The following is a 22,689-nucleotide window of genomic DNA, read 5'->3' as shown; positions in this document are numbered from 1 at the left end:
TTTTTTTCAATCGACGGCGCAGGCCGTCTCCTCTTCACCTGGCAACGCCTCTTCGTCCACCAGGTGCTGCGCGGGCATGCGGTCCATGCGGTCCGCAAGCCCGTCGAAATAGTCGCCGACCGCGCGCAGCTGCTCGGCACAGTCCTCGATGAGATTCATGCGTGCGCGAAACGCTTCGCCGTCCGGCAGCGTGCGCACGTACCAGCCGATGTGCTTGCGCGCCGTGCGCACACCGCTGTAGTCGCCGTAGAGCGCATAGTGCTCCACGAGATGGTCGAGCAGCAAGCGGCGCACTTCCGCCACCAGCGGCGGCGCGCGGTGCGTGCCGGTTTCCAGGAAGTGCGCGATCTCGCGGAAGATCCACGGCCGGCCCTGCGCGGCGCGGCCGATCATCACGGCGTCGGCGCCGGTGGCCGCGAGCACGTCGCGCGCCTTCTCGGGCGAGCGGATATCGCCGTTGGCCACCACCGGAATGCGCACCGCGGCCTTCACGGCGGCGATGGTGTCGTACTCGGCGAAGCCCTTGTAGCCCTGCTCGCGCGTGCGTCCGTGCACGGTGAGCATCCGCACGCCGGCCGATTCGAAGTCGCGCGCGAGCTTCACCGCATTGCGGTGTTCCTGGCTCCAGCCGGTGCGCATCTTGAGCGTGACCGGCACGCCGAAGGGCTGCGCGGCATCGACCACCGCCCGCGCGATCTCGAGCGCCAGCGGCTCGTCGCGCATGAGCGCCGAACCCGCCCACTTGTTGCAGACCTTCTTGGCCGGGCAGCCCATGTTGATGTCGATGATCTGCGCGCCGCGCTCGATGTTGTAGACCGTGGCCTCGGCCATCATGGCCGCATCGGTGCCGGCGATCTGCACCGCAATGGGGCCCGGTTCGCCGTCATGGTTCGCGCGGCGCGAGGTCTTGAGCGAACCCCAGAGCTCCTTGCGCGAGGTGACCATCTCGCTGACCGCGTAGCCGGCGCCGAGCTGGCGGCACAGCATGCGGAAGGGCCGGTCCGTCACGCCTGCCATGGGCGCGACGAACAGGCGGTTTTCCAGCGTGTGGTTGCCGATCTGCAAGGTCATTTTGAAGGGGGAGCGTGCGCGTTCGGCTGCTGAAAAATGAGGCACGATTGTAGCCACGCCGCATTTCAGCGACTGAAACGATTTGCGCCTCCGGCACCCGTACAAATACCGGTGCGCGCCGGGGCTTTCTCCCACGCAGTTGCGGCACCGTCGCTGCCTATACTGCGCCGACCTTATGCAAGCCTGGCTCGATTCCCTCCTGGCGCTGCTGGCGCTGCCGCAGTACGGCCTCTCGACCCTGTTCGTCGCGGCGTTCGTCTCCGCGACGCTTCTGCCGGTGGGCTCCGAGCCGTTCCTCTTCGGGCTGCTCAAGCTCAACCCCGAGATGTTCTGGCCCGCCATCGCTGTGGCTACCCTGGGCAACACGCTGGGGGGCGCGGTCGACTGGTGGATGGGCTACGGCGCGCACAAGGTGGCCGACAAATACTCGCACTCGAAACACCATGTGCGCGTTCTGGGCTGGCTCGAGAAGCTCGGCCCGAAGGCCTGCCTGCTGAGCTGGCTGCCGCTGGTGGGCGATCCGCTGTGCGCCGTGGCGGGCTGGCTCAAGCTGCCCTTCTGGCCGTGCGTGGCCTACATGGCGATCGGGAAATTCCTGCGCTACGTCACGATGACGGTCGCGCTGCTCTACGTGTTCCCTTCCTGAGGCCCGGGCTCCGGCTCCTCAATTCAGCAGTTCGTAGGGCCCGCCGCGCTCAAGTGCGCGCTTGTACGCGGGACGCGAATGAATGCGCTCCAGGTACGCCATCAGCTTCGGCCTCTTCGCATCGAGCCCGCCGCGCGCCTGCGCGGCCTCGACCACGAAGCTCATCTGGATGTCCGCGCCCGTGAACGCGTCACCAGCGAACCACTCGCTCTTGCCGAGCTCGGCTTCCATGTAGTTCAGGTGGCTCGCGATGTTCGGATTGATGAACGCCGACTTCGTCTTCGCCGCGATGGCCTTGGCGATCGGCTTCGCGAAGAAAGGCATCTTCGCCGTCTCGATGCGGTCGAACACCAGCTTCAGCAACAGCGGCGACATCGCGGTGCCTTCGGCGAAGTGCAGCCAGTAGCGATAGCGCAAGGCCTCCGGCGAACCCGCCGCCGGCGCGAGGCGGCCACTGCCGTAGCGCTCGATGATGGCCTCGATGATCGCGCCCGACTCCGCGAGCGTCAGTCCGTCATCCGTCGTGACAACCGGTGACTTTCCCAGCGGATGAATGGCCCGCAGCGAAGCGGGCGCCAACATGGTCTGCGGATCGCGCTGATAGTGGACGATCTCGTAGGGCAACTCGAGCTCCTCGAGCAGCCAGAGAACGCGCTGCGAGCGCGAGTTGTTGAGGTGATGGACGGTGAGCATGAGAGTGGCTTGGCAGGAAGGAACGGGGCGCGCGGAGTCTAGCGCCGGCTCTGCAACCCCGACACATGGCTTGCGACACCAGGCCGACAACGGCCGGCACGTTGATCAACGCCTACTTCACTCCAGCCTTGCGCAATTCTTCAGCCGTGATGCGAACCGGCTTCTGGCCCCGCTGCACCACGATGGCGGTGTTGGTGCGCACTGCGGCTTCGCGCGCCGCCCGTGCTGCGCGCCGGATCGCGATCAGCGAAGCGGCGAGATCCTTGTCCTTTGCCTGCGCGAGTTGATCACTGGTCACGGTGCTTCACCCCATTCAATGAGAGCCGGCTCCTCACCGGCGTTGTCGTACAGCGCCCAAGCATCCACTGCAGCACGGTAGCTGCCTTCGAAGTTCCTGCGTCCTGCCTCGAAGCGGCGGCGAATCACATCTTCAGGAATGTGATGCCCGCCCTGCCGGACACGTTCTGCCACGCGTGCAACGGCAAATTCTGCCGTCGGGAGTGCCAGAAAGAAAAGACTCACGTGATAGCCCGATGCTCTCCATGCGCCGATGTGGCGCAGGTAGCCAAGCCCCGACAACGTGGTCTCGAAAGCAAAGCTCTCCCGACGGCGCACGCATTCCGCGATCTCTTCCAGCATCAGGCGCCCGGCCTTGATAGCTTCCGCTTCCGGGGCGAAGGGCGAAAGTCCCGCCGCAATCAGATCGGCATTGATGAAGCGCGAGAGCTGCGCTTCCTGCGGAAGAAAAGCGCGGGCGAAGGTGGTCTTGCCCGCGCCATTGGGGCCCGCAATGATGACGATCTTGGGACTACTCATCAGCGGGGCATTTCACCCGGCGGGTATCAGGAGCTGAACAGGAAGTTCATCACGTCGCCATCCTTGACGACGTATTCCTTGCCTTCCGAGCGCATCTTCCCCGCGTCCTTCGCGCCCTGCTCGCCCTTGAAGGCGATGTAGTCCTCGAACGCGATGGTCTGGGCGCGGATGTAGCCCTTCTCGAAGTCGCCGTGGATCACGCCTGCCGCCTGCGGGCCGGTGTCGCCGATGTGGATGGTCCAGGCGCGCACTTCCTTCACGCCGGCGGTGAAGTAGGTCTGCAGGCCCAGCAGCTTGAAGGCCGCGCGGATCAGGCGGTTCAGGCCCGGCTCTTCCTGGCCGATTTCGGCGAGGAACATCTTCTTGTCCTCGTCGTCCATCTCGGCCAGGTCGGCTTCGATCTTGGCGCAGATGGCGACCACGGGCGCGTTCTGCTTGGCTGCGTATTCGCGCAGGCGATCGAGGTACGGGTTGTTCTCGAAGCCGTCTTCCGCCACGTTGCCGACGAACATCGCGGGCTTGGCGGTGATCAGCGTGAAGCTCTTGACCAGCGGCTGCTCTTCCTTGGTGAACTCGAGCGCGCGCACCGGCGTGTTCTCGTTCAGCGCGGCCTGGCAGCGTTCGAGCAGGCCGACGAGCTTCTGCGCGTCCTTGTCGCCGGAGCGCGCCACCTTGGTGTGGCGGTGCAGCGCCTTCTCGACCGTGGCGAGGTCGGCCAGGCAGAGTTCGGTCTGGATCACCTCGATGTCGGAGATCGGGTCGACCTTGCCGGCAACGTGCACCACGTTCTCGTCGTCGAAGCAGCGCACCACGTTGACGGTGGCGTCGGTCTCGCGGATGTGGGCCAGGAACTTGTTGCCCAGGCCTTCGCCGGTGCTCGCGCCGGCCACCAGGCCCGCGATGTCGACGAACTCGACGATGGCGGGCACCACGCGCTCGGGCTTGACGATCTCGGCGAGCTGGTCGAGGCGGGGGTCGGGCACTTCCACCACGCCCACGTTGGGCTCGATGGTGCAGAAGGGATAGTTTTCCGCCGCGATGCCGGCCTTGGTCAGCGCATTGAAAAGGGTGGATTTACCGACGTTGGGCAGGCCGACGATGCCGCATTGCAAACTCATGGGAGGTCCTCTTGGGTAACCCGCAATTTTAGGCGAGCATGTCCGGATGCCCATCCGACAGGTCTTCGAGCCGCCGCGCGCCGTCTTTTGCGATCAGGGTTAGCACCGATTCGCAAACGTTTGCGCAAACGTTTCCCTCAGTTAACATCGGCGCCCCGGCCAAGACCGGCGCACCGTTGTTCCGATCAACCAATCCCAGGAGACATCCAACATGAAGTTCACCCGCCGTACCCTGCAAAGCGCTGCCGCACTGACGCTGCTGGGCGCCTTGGCCGGAACGCCCGCCTTCGCGCAGGAAAAACCGAAGGTCGCGCTGGTCATGAAGTCGCTGGCCAACGAATTCTTCCGCACCATGGAAGACGGCGCCAAGGCGCACCAGAAGGCCAACGCCTCGAAGTACACGCTGGTGGCCAACGGCATCAAGGACGAGACCGACACCGCCGCCCAGATCAAGATGGTCGAGCAGATGGTGGCGCAGAAGATCAATGCGCTGGTCATCGCGCCGGCCGATTCGAAGGCGCTGGTGCCGGCGATCAAGGCAGCCATCGACAAGGGCATCCTGGTGGTCAACATCGACAACCAGTTCGACGCCGCCGCACTCAAGGAAAAGGGCATCCAGGTGCCCTTCGTGGGCCCCGACAACCGCGCCGGCGCCAAGCTGGTGGGCGACGCGCTCGCCAAGGAGCTGAAGGCGGGCGACAAGGTCGGCATCATCGAAGGCGTGTCGACCACCTTCAATGCGCAGCAGCGCACGCTGGGTTATCAAGACGCGATGAAGGCCGCCGGCGTGACGGTGGTGGGCGTGCAGTCGGGCCAGTGGGAAATCGACAAGGGCAACACGGTCGCCGCCGGCATGATGCGCGAGCACCCCGACCTGAAGGCGCTGCTCGCCGGCAACGACAGCATGGCGCTCGGCGCAGTGGCCGCGGTCAAGGCCGCCGGCAAGACCGGCAAGGTGCTGGTCGTTGGCTACGACAACATCGGCGCCATCAAGCCGATGCTGAAGGACGGCCGCGTGCTCGCCACGGCCGACCAGTTCGCCGCCAAGCAGGCCGTGTTCGGCATCGAGACCGCACTGAAGGCCATCGCCGACAAGAAGAAGCAGGCGGACATGCCAGCCGAGGTGAAGACCGACGTGGTGCTGGTCACCAAGGACTCGAAGTAAGCAATACACAAGAGAGAAAGCGCAGACGTTGACAGCATCCGCCGCCATGACCCCATCAACGGCCCTGCCCGTGCTCTCCCTGGGCGCCATGGGCAAGGACTACGCGGCACCGGTGCTGGACGACGTCTCGCTCGTGCTCAACCCCGGCGAAGTGCTGGCCCTCACGGGCGAGAACGGCGCCGGCAAGAGCACGCTGTCGAAGATCGTCTGCGGCCTGGTGCAGCCCACGCGCGGCCAGATGCTGCTCGACGGCAAGCCCTTCGCGCCCGCCTCGCGCCGCGACGCGGAGCGCCTGGGCGTGCGCATGGTCATGCAGGAACTCGGCCTCGTCACCACGCTGTCGGTGGCCGAGAACCTGCTGCTCGACCGCCTGCCCAACAAGACCGGCTGGATCCGCCGCGCCAAGCTGCACGAGCTGGCCGCGCGCCAGCTCGCCAAGATCGGCATGGAGAACATCGACCCGGCCACGCCCGTGGCGCGGCTGGGCATCGGCCAGCAGCAGATGGTGGAGATCGCGCGCAACCTGCAGGACGACACGCGCGTGCTGGTGCTCGACGAGCCCACCGCCATGCTCACGCCGCGCGAAACCTCGCACCTGTTCGAGCAGATCGACCTGCTGAAGGCGCGCGGCGTGGCCATCGTCTACGTGTCGCACCGCCTGGAAGAACTGCAGCGTATCGCCGACCGCGTGGCGGTGCTGCGCGACGGCCGGCTGGTGGACGTGCGCGCCATGGCCGGCGTGCGCGAATCCGAACTCGTGCAGCGCATGGTCGGCCGCGCGGTGCACGAGCACGAAGGCCGCGACCGCCGCGTGGCCGGCCCCGTGCTGCTGAGTGCGCGCGGCATCGGCCGGGCGCAGGTCGTGCGCGACGTCGACATCGACCTGCGCGCGGGCGAAGTCATGGGCCTGGCCGGCCTGGTCGGCTCGGGCCGGACCGAACTGGTGCGGCTGCTGTTCGGCGCCGACCGCGCTGACCGCGGCGAGATCACGCTCCATGAAAACAACCAGCCCGTGCAGCACGCGCGCAAGGGCTGGCGCTCGCCGATGCAGGCCATCCGCGCCGGCATCGGCCTGGTCACCGAAGACCGCAAGTCGCAGGGCCTGCTGCTGCCGCAGTCGATCCGCGTCAACGCCACGCTGAGCGACCTGGGCGCGATCTCGCACGCCGGCTGGCTGCAGCGCGCCAGGGAACGCGGCATCGCGCAGAAGCTGGTGGAGCTGCTGCGCATCCGCTCGCGCAGCATCGAGCAGCCGGTTTCCACGCTCAGCGGCGGCAACCAGCAGAAGGTGGTGTTCGCGCGCTGGCTGCACCGCGAATGCAAGGTGCTGCTGCTCGACGAGCCCACGCGCGGCGTGGACGTCGGCGCGCGCGCCGACCTCTACGCCGAGCTCGACCGCATGACCGACGCCGGCAAGGCCCTGCTGATGGTGTCGAGCGACCTGCGCGAACTGATGGCCATGTGCGACCGCATCGGCGTGATGAGCGCCGGGCGCCTCGTCGCCGTGTTCGAGCGCGGCGAGTGGACCGAGCAATCGCTGCTGGCCGCAGCATTCAGCGACGCGACTGGACGCGCCGCCAACCCGCCGACGGTATCCCCCCTTTCCGTTCCGACCCCGGTCACCGCCGACACACCATGAACGCTGCCGCCTCCCCGACCTCCACCCCGAAGCCCGCGCCTTCCGCGCTCAAGGGCCAGCTCGGCACCTACCTGGGCCTGACGGTCGTGCTCGCGGGCATGATCGCGCTCTTCGGATCGCTCAGCGAATACTTCCTGACGCGCGAGACCTTCGTCTCCATCGCGAACGAGATCCCCGCGCTGGCCGTGATGGCGGTCGGCATGACCTTCGTGCTGATCATCGCGGGCATCGATCTCTCGGTGGGCTCGGTGCTGGCGCTGAGCGCGGCCGTCACGGCGGCCGCCATCCTCGAATGGAAGCTCTCGGTGCCGCTGGCCGCCGCGCTCGGCCTGGCTACCGGGCTGGTCTGCGGCACGGTCACCGGCGCGGTGTCGGTGGCCTGGCGGCTGCCGAGCTTCATCGTGTCGCTGGGCATGCTCGAGGCGGTGCGCGGCGGCGCCTATCTCGTGACCGATTCGCGCACGCAGTACGTGGGCGACGCCATCTCGGGCCTCGCGGCGCCATGGATCGGCGGCATCTCGGCCGCCTTCGTGCTGGCGGTGGTGCTGGTGGTCGTCGGCCAGATGGTGCTCACGCGCACCGTGTTCGGCCGCCACGTGGTGGGCATCGGCACCAACGAAGAAGCGATGCGCCTGGCGGGCGTCGATCCGCGCCCGATCCGCATCATCGTGTTCGCGGTCACCGGTCTGCTGGCCGGGCTCGCGGGCCTCATGCAGTCGGCGCGCCTCGAGGCGGCCGACCCGAACGCCGGCGTCGGCATCGAGCTGCAGGTGATCGCGGCAGTGGTCATCGGCGGCACCAGCCTGATGGGCGGGCGCGGCTCGGTCATCAACACCTTCTTCGGCGTGCTGATCATCGCGGTGCTGGAAGCCGGCCTCGCGCAGGTGGGCGCCAGCGAGCCGAGCAAGCGGATCATCACCGGCGCGGTGATCGTCGTGGCGGTCATCATCGACACGCTGCGCCAGCGCCGCGCGGAACGCCGCCTGGCCTGACGACGCAGCCCATCCAGGAACAGGAAGAAAAGACATGGCCACCATCAAGGACGTCGCGCTGAAGGCGGAGGTGTCGGTCACCACCGTCTCGCACGTGGTCAACGACACCCGCCACGTGAGCGCCAAGGTGCGCGAGCGCGTGGAGCTCGCCATCCGCGAGCTGGGCTACGTGCCCAACGCGATGGCGCGCAGCCTGAAGAGCAACACCACCTCGACGCTGGGAATGCTGATTCCCAACAGCTCGAACCCCTACTTCGCCGAGATCGTGCGCACCGTGGAAGACCGCTGCTTCGGCGCCGGCTACACGCTGGTGCTGTGCAACACCGACGACGAGCCCCACCGCCAGAGCGTGTACCTGCAGGTGCTGGCCGAGCGGCGCATCGACGGCCTGATCGTGGTGTCGACCGGCGAGGGCGACCACGACGCGCTGGCCAAGCAGCTGCACGGCCTGCGCATGCCGACCGTGCTGGTCGACCGCGAGATCGCCGACCCCGCCTGCGACCTGGTGGAAACCGCCCACATGCAGGGCGGGCTGCTCGCGGTGCGGCACCTGCTGTCGCTGGGCCACAGGCGCATCGCCTGCATCGGCGGGCCGGTGGGCGTGATGCCGAGCGAGCAGCGCATCGAAGGCTGGCGCATCGCGCTGGCCGAGGCCGGCGCCACGCCCGGCATCGCCAACGGCGATCCGCTGCTGTGGCGCGGCGGCTTCACCAGCCAGGGCGGCTACGAGGCGATGCACGCCATCCTGCGCACCGAGCGGAAGCCCTCGGCCGTCTTCGTCTGCAACGACCTGATGGCCATCGGCGCATTGCGCGCGGCGCACGAAAGCGGCGTGCGCGTGCCCGACGAGCTCTCGATCGTCGGCTTCGACGACATCGAGCTCTCTGCCTACACCAGCCCCCCGCTCACCACCGTGGCGCAGCCCAAGGAGCGCATCGGCGCGATGGCGGTCGACATGCTGCTGGAGCGCGTCGGCGGCAAGCGCCGCGATGCGCGCAAGGTGGTGCTGCAGCCCGAGCTGCGCGTGCGTGCGTCGACCGCGCGGCACGCGAGCTTCCGCGAGCCCGCCGCGCCTGCGGCCTCCGCCGGGGCCGCCGCACCCACCGCAGCCGAAACGCCTTCCACGCCAACCCGAAAGTCCCGCACCCCGTGAGCCTGAAGCCTTCATCCAGCAGCCCAGCCCTGGCGCCGCGCATCGTGGTGCTCGGCAGCCTCAACATGGACCTGGTGCTGCGCGTGCCGCATGCGCCAGCCGCGGGCGAAACCCTGCTGGGCCACTCGATCGCCACCATTCCCGGCGGCAAGGGCGCCAACCAGGCCGTGAGCTGCGCGCGCGAAGGCGGCCATGTGCAGATGATCGGCTGCGTCGGCGACGACGCGCACGGCGCCGCACTGCGCGATTCGCTCCAGCGCGACGGCATCGACACCGCCGCGCTGCGCACCGTGGCGGGCGAGCCCACCGGCACGGCGCTGATCCTCGTGGAAGACGGCGGACAGAACCGCATCGTGATGATTCCCGGCGCCAACGCGCGGGTGGAAGTCGACGAAGCCGCGCTGAAGCAGCAGGTGCAGGGCGCCGCCTTTCTCGTGGCGCAGTTCGAGACGCCGATGGAACAGGTCGCGCGTGGCATCGCCGTGGCGCACGGCGCGGGCTGCAAGGTGCTGCTGAATCCGTCGCCGGTGCAGGCGATCGCCGAGCCGCTTTGGCCGCTGATCGACACGCTGGTCGTCAACGAGATCGAGGCGCAGACGCTGTGCGGCCAATCCGCCGACAGCCCGCAGGAGGCCGCGCAGGCCGGCCAGGCGCTGCGTGCCAGGGGCATCGCGCGCGTGGTGGTCACGCTGGGCGCGCGCGGCGCGGTGGCGGTCGATGCCGACGGCGCGCGCCATCATCCCGCGCCGAAGGTGCAGGCGGTCGACACCACGGCCGCCGGCGACACCTTCCTGGGCGCACTCGCGGTCGCGCTCGGCGAGGGCCAGTCCTTCGACGAGGCCGTGCGCCTGGGCATCCGCGCCGCGGCGCTGTGCATCCAGCAGCCCGGCGCCCAGCCTTCCATTCCGCAGCGCGACGCCGTGCTGCGCAGCCCCATGCCTCCCGACTGGATCAAGCTTTGAAACGCTCTCCCCTGCTGCACGCCGAACTGTCCCACGTGATCGCCTCGCTGGGCCACGGCGACATGCTCGTGCTCGGCGATGCCGGCCTGCCGATTCCCGACGGGCCGCGGCGCATCGACCTCGCCGTGGCGCGCGGCGTGCCGCTGCTCGACGACGTGCTGAATGCGGTGCTTTCGGAAATGCAGGTGGAAGGCATCGTCGTGGCCGACGAAGCGCTGGGCGATGCGAAGAAGCTGCCGGGCTGGTATCCGCAATCGCTGGGCATCGAGCCGCAGACGGTGTCGCACGAGGAATTCAAGCGCCGCACCGCGAAAGCGCGCGCCATGGTGCGCACAGGCGAATGCACGCCCTACGCGAACATCATCCTGATAGCCGGGGTCGCATTCTGACTAACCCCCAGGCTTGCCCACTTCGTGTGGCCGCCAACCCCCTTGCAGGGGGCAATACCAGCGGCCCGGCAAAGCCGGTTCCGCGATATTCCCGGAACAGACGGAACCTGCCCGGCTATTCAAACCTGTAGTTCGCGCCCACCGGCTGCCCGACCTTGAGCGTGTGCTCCACGCCCTGGATCACGATGCAGTTCATGCCGAAGGTGATGCCGCCGTCCACCCGCGCGTCGGCGCGGTAGGTGCGCAGCGTGTTGCCGACCTCGGGGCTGCTCAGGGCCGTGGCCGGGTCGATGTCGGGGATCGGGCAGCGCGTGCAGGGCTTGACGGGGCGCAGCTCGGCCTCGCCTTCGCCGGTCGTGATGTGCAGCGCGTCGACGCGGTCCTCGTCGTGCGACTCGATGCCGGCCAGCACGATGTTCGGGCGGAAGCGCTCGATGCCCACGGCGCCGTGGCCCTGGGCCGCGAGGCGGTCGTTGAGCTCGGCCAGCGAACCTTCGCTGGCCACCAGCAGCGCGTAGCCGTCGGCGAACTGGGTCTGGGCCTCCACGCCGTCGGTCCACTTCATGCTCGACAGGCGCCTGTGCTCGGGGTCGAAGCGCACGAGGCGCAGGGTCTGCGGCTTGCCGGGCTCCGAGAGGAAGTCGCTGAACCATTGAGCGGCGATGTCGCCCATGTCGTAGGCGGCGACTTCGTCCTTCCACACGCGCACCCGCACCGGCTTCTCGACGCGGTCGAAGGCCAGGTGCAGCGCCAGCATGCCGGGCGCGCGCAGCACCACTTCCGTGTGCTTCATCTGCGGCTTGATGAGCGCCATGCGCGGCAGCTGCCGCTGGGTGACGAACTCGCCCTGCTCGTCGACCACCATCCAGGCGCGGTCGAACTCGAGCCCCGCCTCGGTCAGCAGCATTTCGGGGAGCTCCACGCCGGCGCAGGACTTGACGGGGTAGACGAACAGGCGCGAGATGGTTGCCTGGAGATCGAAGGCGGGCTGGGACACGGTGGGGGTTTCCTTGGAATTCGGCCGAGATTGTCCTGCAGCTTTCGAAAATTCCTGGTTCCTCCCAGGGATACCGCGGAACCGGCTTCGCCGGGCCGCTGGTATCGCCCCCGTGAGGGGGTTGGCGAAGCGACACGAAGTGCGCGCAGCCTGGGGGCGGCCGCAGTCCATACAATCCCTCGATGGCTCTCCCCCCCGAAGTTTGCATTCGCGGCGCCGGCATCGTCGGCCGTACGCTGGCCCTGCTGCTCGCACGCGAGCGCGTGCGCGTCGCGCTGGTGGTGCCGCCGGCCGCGCAGGGCAAGGAAGACATCCGCGCCTACGCGCTCAACACCGCCTCCCGCGCGCTGCTCGAATCGCTGCGCGCCTGGCCCGACGCGGCGCACGCCACCGCCGTGCGCGAAATGCTGGTGCACGGCGACGAAGGCGGCCGGGTACAGTTCAGCGCCGCGCGCCAGAAGGTCGATGCGCTGGCCTGGATCGTCGACGTGCCCGCGCTCGAACGACAGCTGGCCGACGCGGTGCGCTTCCAGCCGCTGATCGAAGTGGTGAACGAGCCCGTGGCCGCGCCGCTCACCGTGGTGTGCGAAGGCAAGGCCAGCGCCACGCGCGAGGCGCTCGGCGTGAGCTACGAGATCACGCGCTATCCGCAGCACGCGATCGCGGCACGGCTGGAAGCGGCGCAGTCGCACGACGGCACCGCGCGCCAGTGGTTCAACGACAAGGGCGAGGTGCTCGCGCTGCTGCCGCTGGACGGCACGCACGGCAAGACCGTCGCGCTGGTGTGGTCGGCCGACCAGCTGCGCGCGCCCGAACTGCTCGCGCAGGGCAATGACGAATTCGCCGCCGCCGTCACCGAGGCCAGCCACAACTCGCTCGGCGCGCTCAGGCTCACGAGCGAGCGCGCCGCCTGGCCGCTGGCCCGCGCCATCGCCGACCGCTGGACCGGCGCCATGCCCGGGCAGCCGGGCCGCTCCTGGGCGCTGGCGGGCGACGCTGCCCACACGGTGCACCCGCTCGCCGGCCAGGGCCTGAACCTGGGCCTGGCCGACGCGGCCGAGCTGGCCGACGTGATCAAGAACCGCGACTACTGGCGCAGCGTGGGCGACGCTCGCCTGCTGCGCCGCTACGAACGCGCCCGCCGCGCCGACGTGCTGCAGATGAGCCTCGCGACCGACGGGCTGCAGCAGCTCTTCGCGCACGACCTGGGCCCGCTGCAGGCATTGCGCAACTGGGGCATGCGCGGCTTCGACCGCACGCGCCTCGTCAAGCACTGGATCACCGCGCAGGCGATGGGCCTGAAGGCCTGAGCCCATTCACTTCCGACCGAACAAACGGACTCCCGATGACATTCGTACGCAACCTTCTTCTCGCCGCCTGCACGCTCGGCGCGGTCGTGGCCGCCACCGCAGGCGAAGCCGAGATCCGTAAGAACCTGCCTGCGCGCATTCCGCAGTTCCCGGCCATCGACGAGGTGTCGAAGTCGCCGATCCCGGGGGTGTACGAAGTGCGCGTGAACGGCTCGCAGATCTTCTACACCGACGAGCAGGGCAACTACCTCATCCAGGGCAACCTGATCGACGTGAAGGCGCGCAAGAACCTGACCGAGGAGCGCGTCGAGAAGCTCAGCGCCGTCGCCTTCGACCAGCTGCCGCTGAAGGACTCGATCAAGATCGTGCGCGGCAACGGCAAGCGCAAGCTCGCGGTGTTCGAGGACCCGAACTGCGGCTACTGCAAGCGCTTCGAGAAGGACATGAAGACGGTCGACAACGTCACCGTGTACCTGTTCCTGTATCCGGTGCTCGGACCCGATTCGAACGTCAAGTCGCGCGACATCTGGTGCAGCAAGGACAAGGGCAAGGCCTGGAGCGACTGGATGGAATCGAGCACCCGCCCGGCCTCCGCGCCCGCGAGCTGCGACGTGACCGCGCTGCAGCGCAACGTCGAGTTCGGCCGCAAGTACAACATCACCGGCACGCCCACGCTGATCTTCAGCGACGGCACGCGCACGCCGGGTGCCATTCCCGCGGAGCAGGTCGAGAAGCAACTCGCGGCTTCGTCCAGCTGATGGCGACGAAGGCTCAGGCGCAGCACGCGGCGGGCGTGCGCTATCGCGTCGAATGCGCCGATCCGCACGCGCACCTGTTCGCAGTCACGCTCACCATCGACGCGCCGGCCGCGCAGCAGCGCGTGTCGCTGCCGGTGTGGATTCCGGGCAGCTACCTGGTGCGCGAGTTCGCCAAGAACCTGCAGGGCCTGCGCGCCGCGCAGGGCCGCCGCAAGCCGGTGCTGACGCAGCTCGACAAGTGCAGCTGGCTCGTCGAATGCACGCCCGGCCAGCCGCTGGTGCTGAACTACCAGGTGTGCGCCTACGACAACTCGGTGCGCACCGCATGGCTCGACGCCGAGCGCGGCTTCTTCAACGGCACCAGCGTGTGCCTGCGCGTCGAGGGCCAGACCGAGACGCCGCATGCGCTGGAGATCGTCGCCCCCGCGCTGGCCGACGACGCCGCGCGCTGGTCGTGCGCCACCGCCCTCGTGCCGCTGAAGGCCGACAAGCACGGCTTCGGCAGCTACAAGGCCTCGGGCTACGACGAACTGGCCGACAGCCCCGTCGAGATGGGTGCCTTCTGGAGCGCCGAGTTCGAAGCCTGCGGCGTGCCGCACCGCTTCGTTGTCGCGGGCGCCGCCGCATCGTTCGACGGCGAGAGGCTCATCGCCGACACCAAGGCCATCTGCGAAGCCGAGATGCGTTTCTGGCACGGCGACAAGGTCGGCAAGCGCGGCGGTCCGAAGCCGCCGATCGACCGCTACGTGTTCATGCTCAACGCGGTCGACGACGGCTACGGCGGGCTCGAGCACCGCCACTCCACCGCGCTGATCTGCAACCGCCGCGACCTGCCTCAGCGCGGCGACAAGAAGAAGCAGCCCGACGGCTACACCACGCTGATGGGGCTCATCAGCCACGAGTACTTCCACACCTGGAACGTCAAGCGCATGCGGCCGGCCGAGTTCGCGCGCTACGACTACAGCCAGGAGAACTACACGCAGCTGCTGTGGTTCTTCGAGGGCTTCACGAGCTACTACGACGACCTGCTGCTGCGGCGCGCCGGGCGCATCGACGACACGGCCTACCTGCGCCTGCTGAACAAGACCATCAACCAGGTCATGCAGACGCCGGGCCGGCTGGTGCAGCCGGTGGCCGACGCGAGCTTCGACGCCTGGGTCAAGTACTACCGGCAGGACGAGCAGACACCCAACAGCACGGTGAGCTACTACACCAAGGGCGCGCTGGTGGCGCTGTGCCTCGACCTCACGCTGCGCCACGAAGGCAAGGGCTCGCTCGACGACGTGATGCGCCTGCTGTGGACGAAGAGCGAGGGCGGGCCGATCTCCGAGGACGACATCGCCGCCGCGCTCGAGGCCGTGGGCGGCCGCTCGTACGCGCTGGAGCTGGCGCGCTGGGTGCATTCGACCGAGGAGCTTCCGCTCTCGCAGCTGCTGCGCGTGCACGGCGTCGCCACGCTCGAAGACCCGTCGCAGCCGGCGCAGGCGCTGGGCCTGCGCGTGGCCGAAGCCAACGGCGGCGTGCAGGTGAAGGTGGTGCTGCGCGGCGGTGCGGCCGAGAAGGCCGGCTTCTCCGCGAACGACGAGTGGATCGGCGTCGAGCTGCCCGCCGCCGGCAAGAAGGGCCAGCAGCGGCCCGCGCAGGCCTGGCGCATCGCCAGGCTCGACGACCTGGCGCTCTACCTGGGCGAGACGACGAAGTGCACGGCCATCGTGGCGCGCGACCGCAAGCTGATCCGGCTGCCGCTCGTGCTGCCGACGGGCGCGACCACCTGGCGCCTGTTCTCGCACGATGCCGGCAAGTTGACGAACTGGCTGGCCGGCTAGGGCCGCTAGGGCCGGTTCACGCGCTTTCCGCCGCGGCCGGATTCCTCACGAACATCATCGGCTGAGGCTCGCCCACCAGCACGCAGGGCTTGCCGGTACGCCGGCAGTGGTCCTGCACGCGCCAGTAGGCACCGTGGCTCAGGCAGCCGGTCTGGCAGATCACGAGGTCGGCCGCGCGCAGGCTGGCTTCGAGCGCTGGGTCGTCCGCCGCACCGTCGCCGCCGTCGTGATGCAGGTAGCGGCCGCCGGCGATCTCGACCAGCTGGCGCGCGAGCGATGGCGCCTCTTCCTCGTGGCCGATGCACAGCACGGCCTTCTCCCGCAGGTCGGCCGGTGCCTGCGACTGCGGCGGCATCGCCAGATGGCGCTTGCTGCCCGGCGACAGCAGCGCGTTGAGCCGCTTGGGCAGCGCGCCACCGGCCGAGGCGCGGGCGGCGAGCTCCTCGCGCACGATGGCGATGGCCGAATCCCTCGCCACCAGTGCGCCGCGCAGGCGCACGATCTGTGCTTCCAGCCGCTCGACGAGCGCGGCCTGTTCGACCAGCAGGCGCGAGCAGCGCTCCTGCACGCGGGCATAGGCCCGCAGCAACACGGCATGTTCTTGCATCGGGAACTCCATGGCGGGCATTCTAGATGAGAGCAATTCTCAATTGGAGCGCCTCACCCTTGCCGCTCAGTGGGAAACCGACTTCGAGAACACGTTCACCACCACCACGCCCGCGATGATCAGCCCGAGCCCCGCGATGGCCGGCGCGTCGAGCTTCTGGCCGAACCACAGCCAGCCCACCAGCGAGATCAGCACGATGCCCACGCCGGACCAGATCGCGTAGGCGATGCCGGTGGGAATCGTGCGCAGCGTCAGCGAGAGAAAGTAGAACGCAATGACGTAGCCCGCCACCGAAGCCAGCGTCGGCCACAGCCGCGTGAAGCCTTCGGAGCTCTTGAGGAAACTGGTAGCGATCACCTCGGCCACGATGGCGACGAACAGGAAGCCGTAGTTGGAGTTCATGGCGGCCACTCTATGGGAACCCGCAATGCCCCCGCACCCACGGCGGCCATGCTGGGTATAGTGAAGCGCGTTTTTCTTCCCCTTTCCCGTTCCCCCGGAGACACCATGAGCTACGAAAACATCGAAGTGCGGACCGAAGCAGGCAAGGTCGGCATCATCACCCTCAACCGCCCGAAGGCCCTGAATGCGCTCAACGACGCGCTCATGACCGAGCTGGGCCAGGCCCTGAAGGCCTTCGATGCCGACGACGCCATCGGCTGCATCATCCTCACGGGCAGCGAGCGCGCCTTCGCCGCCGGCGCCGACATCGCGGCGATGGCCAAGTACAGCTTCATCGACACCTACAAGGGCGACTACATCACCCGCAACTGGGAAACCATCCGCTCGATCCGCAAGCCGGTGATCGGCGCGGTGGCCGGCTTCGCGCTGGGCGGCGGTTGCGAACTGGCGATGATGTGCGACTTCATCATCGCGGCCGACAACGCCAAGTTCGGCCAGCCCGAGATCAAGATCGGCGTGATCCCCGGCGCCGGCGGCACGCAGCGCCTGCCGCGCGCGGTGGGCAAGAGCAAGGCCATGGACATGGTGCTCACGGCCCGCATGATGGACGCGGCCGAAGCCGAGCGCGCCGGCCTCGTGAGCCGCGTGGTGCCCTTCGAGAAGCTCGCCGACGAGGCGCTGGGCGCGGCACTGGTGATCTGCGGCTTCTCGCAGATCTCGGTGATCGCGGCGAAGGAATCGGTCAACCGCGCCTTCGAGAGCGGCCTGAGCGACGGCGTGATGTTCGAACGCCGCCTGTTCCACGCGCTGTTCGCCACGCAGGACCAGAAGGAAGGCATGGACGCCTTCCTGACCAAGCGCCAGCCCGACTTCAAGAACGCCTGACGGCGGCGGGACTGCCCGCTGCTCGTCAGCGTTGCAGCAGCGAACGCAGCGCGTCGAGCGCCTGGGCCGGCGGGGTGCCGACCAGCGCAACGCCTCCGGGCGGCGAAGTCCAGCGCACCTGGCCGCCGGCGATCTCCAGCACGGCGACCAGCGTCTTACCCCTGTAGAGCCCCAGCCGCGCCTCGACGGGCGCGGCCAGCGGCTCGTCGGGCGTATTGGCCGAGCGCGCCACGGTGCTCACCAGTGCCGGCAGGCCTTCGATGTCGTCGCGCTCGTGGCGCACGCTGGCGCCTGCGCGCGTGAAGCCGAAAGACGTCCAGCGATCAAGCGCCGCGAAAGATGCTGCCGTCGTGCTTCGCGGCCTTGCGAGCTTGGCCGCGGCTGCACCCGGCGCAGTCGGGTGCAAGGCACCGGAAGCCCCGGCGCTGGCGTTGTCCTGGGCGGCGAGTGCCGGCGCGGAATCCTGCTGCGGCTCACGGTATGGCGGCGCGGCAGCCGGTGCGGGCGCAGCGGCAGGCGCGGGCAAAGGCGCTGGGACTGCGGCGATGACCGGCGGCGGCGGCGCGGCTGCAACGGGAGGAGCCCCTGCCGCATAGGCGCGGCGCTGCTGTTGCTCGTCTCTCGCGTACGACTCGCGACGCTCGTCGCGCGTGATGGGTGCCGGCGCGGCCTGCTCGGCCACGATCGGAGGCGCCGCCGCTGGAGCGGCTGGAGCCACCGGCTCCGCGGGTGCGACCGGCGCGGCGGGAGCAGCCTGCGGAGCGGATGGCGCCGGCTTTGCCGCCTGCCGGACGGCGTCCGCATTCGCGGCCTTGGCAACCTGCTCGGACTCCTTCGCGGCCGAAGAAGAATCGCGCGAAGCCCTGGCACGTTGTTCAGCAGCAGGCCCCGCGGGCGCTCGCGCCACAGCAGGCGGTGTCGGCGCCGCGGCGGGAGCCTCCTGCGCACCGGCCGGCGGAGCAGCCTCCGCGGCAGATTGGGCGGGTGCCGACGCAGGTGCCGGCGCAGCGGCGGGCGCCGGTGCAGTCGTCGCCTCACCCACGCGCGCTTCGCCGTCGAGCCGCGCATCGGGCACCGGCTCGCGATGCCAGAGCACCGTCACGAAAGCGGCCACCAGCACCGTGGCGAAAGCCGCGTTCCACGGCATGCGCGCACGCGGCTCGCCCCCGCCGAACAGGCGACGCCACCAGGGCAGCGCACTCGCGTTGTTGGCGGCCTGGCCCGCGGCAGCCTGTACGGGCGCGAGGTTGTGCGCCATCTTCAGGATCGCCTCGCGGGTGCGCGGATGGGGCGTGGCTTCGCTGTCGGGCGCGTGGTCGAGCGCACGGCGCAGCGCCGGGTCGCGCAGGTCGTCGCGCTCGTCGCCGGATGCGGTGATGTCGTTGCCGCTCATGCCTGCTTCTCCAGCACCGACAGATAGCGCTCCATGCAGCCGCGCAGCTTCTGCAGGCCGTAGCGCAGCCGGCTGCGCACGGTCTCGAAGCCGATCTCAAGGCTCGCGGCCAGCGCCTCGACGGTCAGGCCGTCTTCATGGTGCAGCAGGAACGCGGCGCGCTGCTCGGCCGGAAGCTCGTCGAGGCAGGCCAACAGGCGGCGGCCCGCGGCGCGCCAGAAGGCGAGTTCTTCGGCGGACGGATGCGCCGCCGCATCGACGGCTCCGCGCACGCCGCGATCGAGCGTGGGCACGGCGTCGCCGTCGTCGTCCGGATGCGCGTCGAGCGCCACTTCGCGCCCACTCACGCGCAGCCGGTCCATCGCCAGGTTGTGCGCGATGGTGAAGGCCCAGGTGCGCCACGTCGCGCCCTGCGGCGAGAAGCTCTCGCGCGCCGAGATGATGCGCACCCAGGTGTCCTGGAACACCTCGTCGGCCTGCGCCGCGAGCCGCGCGCCCAGCAGCCGCTTGACGAAGCGGAACAGCCCGCCTTCGTGGCGCGCGTAGAGCACGTCGAACGCGGCTGCGTCGCCCTGCGCGTAGGCCAGCATCAACTGATCGTCGGGCATGGCCTCTCGCTCGGGGGCGTTCTTGGCTGAAGGGGCGCGGGGAAGCGCGGACATCGGAGGATTTTCACCCGAGCTTGTACGGACGAAGAGGCGCACCGGGGTTCGTGGCGGCAAAAAAATTCACGACCGACTAACCCCGCCGGCGCAAGCGGGCCGTATCAGCCTGCACCCAACCACTCGGAGTGCTTCCATGACCCAGCCTTTCGCCACCCGCTTCCGCCGCCCGCTCGTCGTGCTGCTGTGTGCCCAACTGCTCATGGGCGCCAGCGGCGCCACAGAAATGCCCGCCATCGGAAGCTCCGTGCGCTGGCCGACGCCCGCGCCCGACAGCCGCACACTGCCGACGCAGACCTTGCCGAACTTCGAAGCGCCTTCCGCCACGCACTGCGCGCGGCCGGTGCGCACCTACGAGACGCCGGGCATGCCGCGCGTCTCCGGCGCGCGGGAGGAACGCAGGTATGCCGAGGCATCGAAGGAATACAGGGCGAGTCCTTCCGTCGTGCCTTCGCCCACGACGCCAAGGCCGCTGGCTGCACCCGCGGCCAGGTCGGCCCCGGCCGGAGCAGCTCTCGCCGATGCCATCGCGGAAGCACCGCCGGCCTCGGTCGCACCTGTCGCACCGGTCGCGCCCGCCCCCGCGGCCCGCGTTTCCGGCGAGCTTCAAGCGCCCGTACAGGCCCAGCGCCCGGCCAACGAACCCGTCACCGCCGGCATGGTCGACGACAACGCCGACTTCAGCGAATACCTGGCCTTCCACGGCCGCACGCAGGTTCCGCACCGCGAGCGCGACATCAGCGCGCGCTACCTGCTGCAGGTGCGCGACGCGCGCGGCACGGTCGTACCCGATGCCGAAGTGGCCGTGCAGGCCGCGAACGGCGCCGCCATGTGGGCCCGCACGGATGCGGGCGGCCGCGCGTGGCTGCACCCGAACGCCTTCGACAAGGCGCAAAGCCCGGTCTACGAAGTCACGGTGCGCAAGAACGGCCGCCAGAGCACCGCATTCCTGCAGCGCGGCCAGAAGAACGCGGTCGACGTGGTGCTCGGCGGCAAGCCCGGCTCCGTACCGGCACGCGCCAGGCTCGATCTGGTCTTCCTGATCGACGCCACAGGTTCGATGGACGACGAGATCGCCAAGCTCAAGAGCACCCTGCGCACCATCGCCGACCAGGTCGCCGGGCTGCCGAGCCGCCCCGACACCTGCTTCGGCCTCGTGGCCTATCGCGACCGCGGCGACGAGTTCATGGTGCGCCGCCACGACTTCACCAACGACCTGAACGCCTTCCAGGGCGTGCTCGACGCGCTGCGCGCCGCGGGCGGCGGAGACTACCCCGAGGCGATGAACGAGGCGCTGAACGAAACCGTCCACAAGCTGAGCTGGCGCGGCAGCGACACCACCCGCCTCGTGGTGCTGCTGGCCGATGCGCCGCCGCACCTCGACTACGGCGGCCCGCAGTACGACGACGACATGGTCGCCGCGCTGGGCAAGGGCATCAAGGTGTTCAGCGTGGGCGCCTCCGGGCTCGACAAGCAGGGCGAATACATCCAGCGCCAGATCGCGCAGTACACGGGCGGGCGCTTCGTGTTCCTGACCTACAAGGAAGCGACGAACCCGGCGAGCGGCCCGGGAACGCAGACGGTGCACGACGTCGGCAACTACTCGGTGCAGACGCTGGACAAGCTGATCGTGCGGCTCGTTTCCGAAGAATTGGGCAAGTTGCCGTCGGGTGGTTGAGCAACGCGTTCGGAGTGGGCTATAATCTTGGGCTCGGTGTGCAACACCACCGAACGGCTCTTTAGCTCAGTCGGTTAGAGCGATGGAATCATAATCCACAGGTCCGCGGTTCGAGTCCGTGAAGAGCCACCAACACTACTTTTGCGGTTGTCCGCTCAAGTCCAAAAGCCCTAAGTAAATCAACTACTTAGGGCTTTTTTCTTTGCACTTGCTTCCGCATCAGTCCGGGTGCTTCCGCAGCATTTTGCAGTAACTACGTCAGTAACCTCATCGCCGGGCCAATGAGACGAGTGACGGTTACTGCGGCGCGACTCTGAGCCTTCGGTTTATGCGCAGCTTCGCCGCTGATGGCCCAGCTTGCTTAAGCTGCTATTCAGGCGGACCTTACCGCTCACGGATTCAGCTGTGGCTCTACAGCGAACTTGAGACTGGTCGCGGTCCTTCCTAGTCGCAAGATTGAGCGATCGCTCTACGGGCATCTCCGGTCCTCCAGCTTCAGAGCCGGCACAACAACTCAGGTTTGTCGTGCGAATTGATCGGCGCCATAGCCCTCACCGCACTGAACTCTCCACCGGCGCCGTTGGGCGCGGTTGACCTCAATGCTGGATGCCCAAGCGGAACGACCTGCGAAACCATGCATTCAAAGTGTTGAGGTCGCGCAATGCAGAATTCGGGAAATGACCGAAGAGATCGTCGGGGAGTTGCAAAGGATCGTGCGGGCGCACCGCCAGCTGGATGCTGGCGCGCACGGATTGGAACTTCGGCCGGTGCTTCCCTGCGGGCCGCATGACGCCGCAATCTGCTTCGTTGGCAGGGATCCGGGCGAAAAGGAGGCGAAATGTGGCCGCCCATTCATCGGCGAGTCCGGGCAACGTTTGCGGGACTGCCTGCTGGAGTTTTACGCCCCCTCCATTATCCCAAGCGAACAAAGCAGGCTCGAAATAGGCGAACGATTCTTCTGGGTTAACACGGTGCCGTTCAAGCCCAAGCGCAATAAGCCGTGGAGTCAACCGGTGCGGGTCGCGTGTCAGCCTATGCTCCTCCAGCTGATGCAGTCCCATTGGGGCGGTCGTGATGTCGTGACTTTTGGGAACGAGGCGTTCTTCTGGTTCGGGATCGGCCAACCGCGTGCGACTCGGAAAAAGTTTCGCGCTTTTTGGAACCAAGGCGACATTAAATACGAGCGGAGCATCGAAGTGCCATTGCCCGGGCTTGAGCGAACCGTCCGCCTGCACCCTATGCCACACCCCTCACTGGCCAACGCCCGATGGCGGGTCCGGTTCCCTGAGTTGTTCAAGCAGCGGTTGTTCGAGTTAAGCGACCCGATAGTGGCCACCCAACGCCGCTCCTAACCCCTCATGGTGACGCAGACGTCAGCCTGAACCTCGACGCCAGTGATGGGTGATGGTGCTTGATGGCCTGAACGCGCAACGCTTCGGCGAGGCGGGTCTTGCCCGCCCAACATCTGATGACACTCGGCGTCACCACGTCAAATCCCTCCTGCCAAAAATAGCAGGTCAGGGTTAC

23 protein-coding genes and 1 tRNA gene are annotated in these 22,689 nt (G+C 68.3%); 14 read left to right on the top strand and 10 right to left on the bottom strand.

From position 1 onward, the window contains the following. Positions 1-6 precede the first annotated feature (6 nt). Entirely contained in the window at positions 7-1,071 is a 1,065-nt protein-coding gene (dusB, locus tag EJP69_RS15125) for a tRNA dihydrouridine synthase DusB (protein WP_093205646.1), read from the bottom strand. Between the two features lie 175 nt (positions 1,072-1,246). Between dusB and EJP69_RS15120 the strand changes: the two genes are divergently transcribed. After that, the gene (locus EJP69_RS15120; protein WP_093205649.1) at positions 1,247-1,717 is read left to right on the top strand and encodes a YqaA family protein; all 471 of its coding nucleotides are present in this window, start codon (positions 1,247-1,249) and stop codon (positions 1,715-1,717) included. A gap of 18 nt (positions 1,718-1,735) precedes the next feature. Here the strand turns inward: EJP69_RS15120 and EJP69_RS15115 are convergent, their stop codons facing one another. The 4 genes from EJP69_RS15115 to ychF all read right to left on the bottom strand — a co-directional run bounded on the left by EJP69_RS15115 (position 1,736) and on the right by ychF (position 4,344). Further along, entirely contained in the window at positions 1,736-2,410 is a 675-nt protein-coding gene (locus tag EJP69_RS15115) for a glutathione S-transferase (protein WP_126471197.1), read from the bottom strand. Positions 2,411-2,522: 112 nt separating this feature from the next. Next, the gene (locus tag EJP69_RS15110; protein ID WP_126471195.1) at positions 2,523-2,708 is read right to left on the bottom strand and encodes a hypothetical protein; all 186 of its coding nucleotides are present in this window, start codon (positions 2,706-2,708) and stop codon (positions 2,523-2,525) included. Further along, positions 2,705-3,226 (bottom strand): ATPase, encoded by a 522-nt coding sequence (locus EJP69_RS15105; protein WP_126471178.1) that lies wholly within the window; start codon positions 3,224-3,226, stop codon positions 2,705-2,707. The genes EJP69_RS15110 and EJP69_RS15105 overlap by 4 nt, the downstream gene beginning before the upstream one ends. 26 nt (positions 3,227-3,252) lie before the next feature. Further along, on the bottom strand, positions 3,253-4,344 hold the full coding sequence (ychF, locus tag EJP69_RS15100; protein WP_093205654.1) for a redox-regulated ATPase YchF: 1,092 nt from the start codon (positions 4,342-4,344) through the stop codon (positions 3,253-3,255). A 211-nt stretch (positions 4,345-4,555) separates the two neighbouring features. On the opposite strand from ychF, the gene EJP69_RS15095 reads away from it, so the two are divergent. From EJP69_RS15095 to rbsD, 6 genes are read left to right on the top strand one after another with little or no spacing between them, the layout of a single operon-like run. Then, entirely contained in the window at positions 4,556-5,509 is a 954-nt protein-coding gene (locus EJP69_RS15095) for a sugar ABC transporter substrate-binding protein (RefSeq protein ID WP_093304509.1), read from the top strand. A gap of 46 nt (positions 5,510-5,555) precedes the next feature. Then, complete coding sequence (locus EJP69_RS15090; RefSeq protein ID WP_126471176.1) at positions 5,556-7,148, top strand: sugar ABC transporter ATP-binding protein; 1,593 nt, start codon at positions 5,556-5,558, stop codon at positions 7,146-7,148. Next, on the top strand, positions 7,145-8,140 hold the full coding sequence (locus EJP69_RS15085; protein ID WP_126471174.1) for an ABC transporter permease: 996 nt from the start codon (positions 7,145-7,147) through the stop codon (positions 8,138-8,140). Before EJP69_RS15090 ends, EJP69_RS15085 begins: the two co-directional genes overlap by 4 nt. Before the next feature lie 34 nt (positions 8,141-8,174). Then, positions 8,175-9,293 carry a LacI family DNA-binding transcriptional regulator gene (locus EJP69_RS15080; protein WP_126471172.1) on the top strand — a complete coding sequence of 373 codons (1,119 nt, stop codon included), beginning with the start codon at positions 8,175-8,177 and terminating at the stop codon, positions 9,291-9,293. Then, positions 9,290-10,255: a ribokinase gene (rbsK, locus tag EJP69_RS15075; RefSeq protein WP_126471170.1), complete on the top strand. Its 966-nt coding sequence runs from the start codon at positions 9,290-9,292 to the stop codon at positions 10,253-10,255. The genes EJP69_RS15080 and rbsK overlap by 4 nt, the downstream gene beginning before the upstream one ends. After that, positions 10,252-10,644 carry a D-ribose pyranase gene (gene rbsD / locus EJP69_RS15070; RefSeq protein WP_126471168.1) on the top strand — a complete coding sequence of 131 codons (393 nt, stop codon included), beginning with the start codon at positions 10,252-10,254 and terminating at the stop codon, positions 10,642-10,644. Before rbsK ends, rbsD begins: the two co-directional genes overlap by 4 nt. 115 nt (positions 10,645-10,759) lie before the next feature. Here the strand turns inward: rbsD and EJP69_RS15065 are convergent, their stop codons facing one another. Continuing rightward, positions 10,760-11,641 carry an MOSC domain-containing protein gene (locus EJP69_RS15065; RefSeq protein WP_093205671.1) on the bottom strand — a complete coding sequence of 294 codons (882 nt, stop codon included), beginning with the start codon at positions 11,639-11,641 and terminating at the stop codon, positions 10,760-10,762. Positions 11,642-11,823: 182 nt separating this feature from the next. Between EJP69_RS15065 and EJP69_RS15060 the strand changes: the two genes are divergently transcribed. From EJP69_RS15060 to EJP69_RS15050, 3 genes are read left to right on the top strand one after another with little or no spacing between them, the layout of a single operon-like run. After that, a complete protein-coding gene (locus tag EJP69_RS15060; protein ID WP_126471166.1) occupies positions 11,824-12,951 on the top strand; it encodes an FAD-dependent monooxygenase in 1,128 nt (375 codons plus the stop codon). 35 nt (positions 12,952-12,986) lie between these two features. Continuing rightward, the gene (locus EJP69_RS15055; RefSeq protein WP_093205676.1) at positions 12,987-13,709 is read left to right on the top strand and encodes a DsbC family protein; all 723 of its coding nucleotides are present in this window, start codon (positions 12,987-12,989) and stop codon (positions 13,707-13,709) included. Further along, the gene (locus EJP69_RS15050) at positions 13,709-15,535 is read left to right on the top strand and encodes a M61 family metallopeptidase (RefSeq protein WP_126471164.1); all 1,827 of its coding nucleotides are present in this window, start codon (positions 13,709-13,711) and stop codon (positions 15,533-15,535) included. The genes EJP69_RS15055 and EJP69_RS15050 overlap by 1 nt, the downstream gene beginning before the upstream one ends. 16 nt (positions 15,536-15,551) lie before the next feature. Here the strand turns inward: EJP69_RS15050 and EJP69_RS15045 are convergent, their stop codons facing one another. Both EJP69_RS15045 and EJP69_RS15040 read right to left on the bottom strand, forming a co-directional pair. Next, a complete protein-coding gene (locus EJP69_RS15045; protein ID WP_093304525.1) occupies positions 15,552-16,142 on the bottom strand; it encodes a DUF2325 domain-containing protein in 591 nt (196 codons plus the stop codon). A gap of 66 nt (positions 16,143-16,208) precedes the next feature. Further along, complete coding sequence (locus tag EJP69_RS15040) at positions 16,209-16,544, bottom strand: SMR family transporter (protein WP_093205684.1); 336 nt, start codon at positions 16,542-16,544, stop codon at positions 16,209-16,211. Between the two features lie 105 nt (positions 16,545-16,649). On the opposite strand from EJP69_RS15040, the gene EJP69_RS15035 reads away from it, so the two are divergent. Further along, entirely contained in the window at positions 16,650-17,429 is a 780-nt protein-coding gene (locus EJP69_RS15035) for an enoyl-CoA hydratase (RefSeq protein WP_019656299.1), read from the top strand. 25 nt (positions 17,430-17,454) lie between these two features. Here EJP69_RS15035 and EJP69_RS15030 read toward each other — a convergent pair whose 3' ends face one another. Continuing rightward, positions 17,455-18,822: a hypothetical protein gene (locus EJP69_RS15030; protein WP_126471162.1), complete on the bottom strand. Its 1,368-nt coding sequence runs from the start codon at positions 18,820-18,822 to the stop codon at positions 17,455-17,457. Beyond that, a complete protein-coding gene (locus EJP69_RS15025; protein WP_126471160.1) occupies positions 18,819-19,484 on the bottom strand; it encodes a sigma-70 family RNA polymerase sigma factor in 666 nt (221 codons plus the stop codon). Before EJP69_RS15025 ends, EJP69_RS15030 begins: the two co-directional genes overlap by 4 nt. A 136-nt stretch (positions 19,485-19,620) precedes the next feature. Here EJP69_RS15025 and EJP69_RS15020 point away from each other — a divergent pair, with 136 nt between their 5' ends. The 3 genes from EJP69_RS15020 (at position 19,621) to EJP69_RS15010 (ending at position 22,514) form a co-directional block, all read left to right on the top strand. Beyond that, positions 19,621-21,162: a vWA domain-containing protein gene (locus EJP69_RS15020; protein ID WP_170217131.1), complete on the top strand. Its 1,542-nt coding sequence runs from the start codon at positions 19,621-19,623 to the stop codon at positions 21,160-21,162. Between the two features lie 55 nt (positions 21,163-21,217). Beyond that, a tRNA-Met gene (locus EJP69_RS15015) sits at positions 21,218-21,294 on the top strand. 545 nt (positions 21,295-21,839) lie between these two features. Then, entirely contained in the window at positions 21,840-22,514 is a 675-nt protein-coding gene (locus EJP69_RS15010; protein WP_170217130.1) for a uracil-DNA glycosylase family protein, read from the top strand. The last annotated feature ends 175 nt before the right edge of the window (positions 22,515-22,689 follow it).

Origin of the sequence: Variovorax gossypii, assembly GCF_003965815.1 — a bacterium.
In the GTDB taxonomy this organism is placed as follows: domain Bacteria; phylum Pseudomonadota; class Gammaproteobacteria; order Burkholderiales; family Burkholderiaceae_C; genus Variovorax; species Variovorax gossypii.
The sequence above is the reverse complement of the archived record's forward strand: the minus strand, read 5'-3'. Positions and strand labels throughout refer to the sequence as shown.

What these genes read in the sequence shown, in the direction of transcription:
- EJP69_RS15045 (WP_093304525.1), bottom strand. Translation starts at nt 16,142, where the DNA reads ATGCAAGAACATGCCGTGTTGCTGCGGGCCTATGCCCGCGTGCAGGAG.
- EJP69_RS15060 (WP_126471166.1), top strand. Translation starts at nt 11,824, where the DNA reads ATGGCTCTCCCCCCCGAAGTTTGCATTCGCGGCGCCGGCATCGTCGGC.
- EJP69_RS15090 (WP_126471176.1), top strand. Translation starts at nt 5,556, where the DNA reads ATGACCCCATCAACGGCCCTGCCCGTGCTCTCCCTGGGCGCCATGGGC.
- EJP69_RS15035 (WP_019656299.1), top strand. Translation starts at nt 16,650, where the DNA reads ATGAGCTACGAAAACATCGAAGTGCGGACCGAAGCAGGCAAGGTCGGC.
- EJP69_RS15095 (WP_093304509.1), top strand. Translation starts at nt 4,556, where the DNA reads ATGAAGTTCACCCGCCGTACCCTGCAAAGCGCTGCCGCACTGACGCTG.
- EJP69_RS15115 (WP_126471197.1), bottom strand. Translation starts at nt 2,410, where the DNA reads ATGCTCACCGTCCATCACCTCAACAACTCGCGCTCGCAGCGCGTTCTC.
- EJP69_RS15020 (WP_170217131.1), top strand. Translation starts at nt 19,621, where the DNA reads ATGACCCAGCCTTTCGCCACCCGCTTCCGCCGCCCGCTCGTCGTGCTG.
- EJP69_RS15055 (WP_093205676.1), top strand. Translation starts at nt 12,987, where the DNA reads ATGACATTCGTACGCAACCTTCTTCTCGCCGCCTGCACGCTCGGCGCG.
- dusB (WP_093205646.1), bottom strand. Translation starts at nt 1,071, where the DNA reads ATGACCTTGCAGATCGGCAACCACACGCTGGAAAACCGCCTGTTCGTC.
- EJP69_RS15010 (WP_170217130.1), top strand. Translation starts at nt 21,840, where the DNA reads ATGACCGAAGAGATCGTCGGGGAGTTGCAAAGGATCGTGCGGGCGCAC.
- ychF (WP_093205654.1), bottom strand. Translation starts at nt 4,344, where the DNA reads ATGAGTTTGCAATGCGGCATCGTCGGCCTGCCCAACGTCGGTAAATCC.
- EJP69_RS15120 (WP_093205649.1), top strand. Translation starts at nt 1,247, where the DNA reads ATGCAAGCCTGGCTCGATTCCCTCCTGGCGCTGCTGGCGCTGCCGCAG.
- EJP69_RS15080 (WP_126471172.1), top strand. Translation starts at nt 8,175, where the DNA reads ATGGCCACCATCAAGGACGTCGCGCTGAAGGCGGAGGTGTCGGTCACC.
- EJP69_RS15050 (WP_126471164.1), top strand. Translation starts at nt 13,709, where the DNA reads ATGGCGACGAAGGCTCAGGCGCAGCACGCGGCGGGCGTGCGCTATCGC.
- EJP69_RS15030 (WP_126471162.1), bottom strand. Translation starts at nt 18,822, where the DNA reads ATGAGCGGCAACGACATCACCGCATCCGGCGACGAGCGCGACGACCTG.
- EJP69_RS15025 (WP_126471160.1), bottom strand. Translation starts at nt 19,484, where the DNA reads ATGTCCGCGCTTCCCCGCGCCCCTTCAGCCAAGAACGCCCCCGAGCGA.
- EJP69_RS15040 (WP_093205684.1), bottom strand. Translation starts at nt 16,544, where the DNA reads ATGAACTCCAACTACGGCTTCCTGTTCGTCGCCATCGTGGCCGAGGTG.
- EJP69_RS15085 (WP_126471174.1), top strand. Translation starts at nt 7,145, where the DNA reads ATGAACGCTGCCGCCTCCCCGACCTCCACCCCGAAGCCCGCGCCTTCC.
- EJP69_RS15105 (WP_126471178.1), bottom strand. Translation starts at nt 3,226, where the DNA reads ATGAGTAGTCCCAAGATCGTCATCATTGCGGGCCCCAATGGCGCGGGC.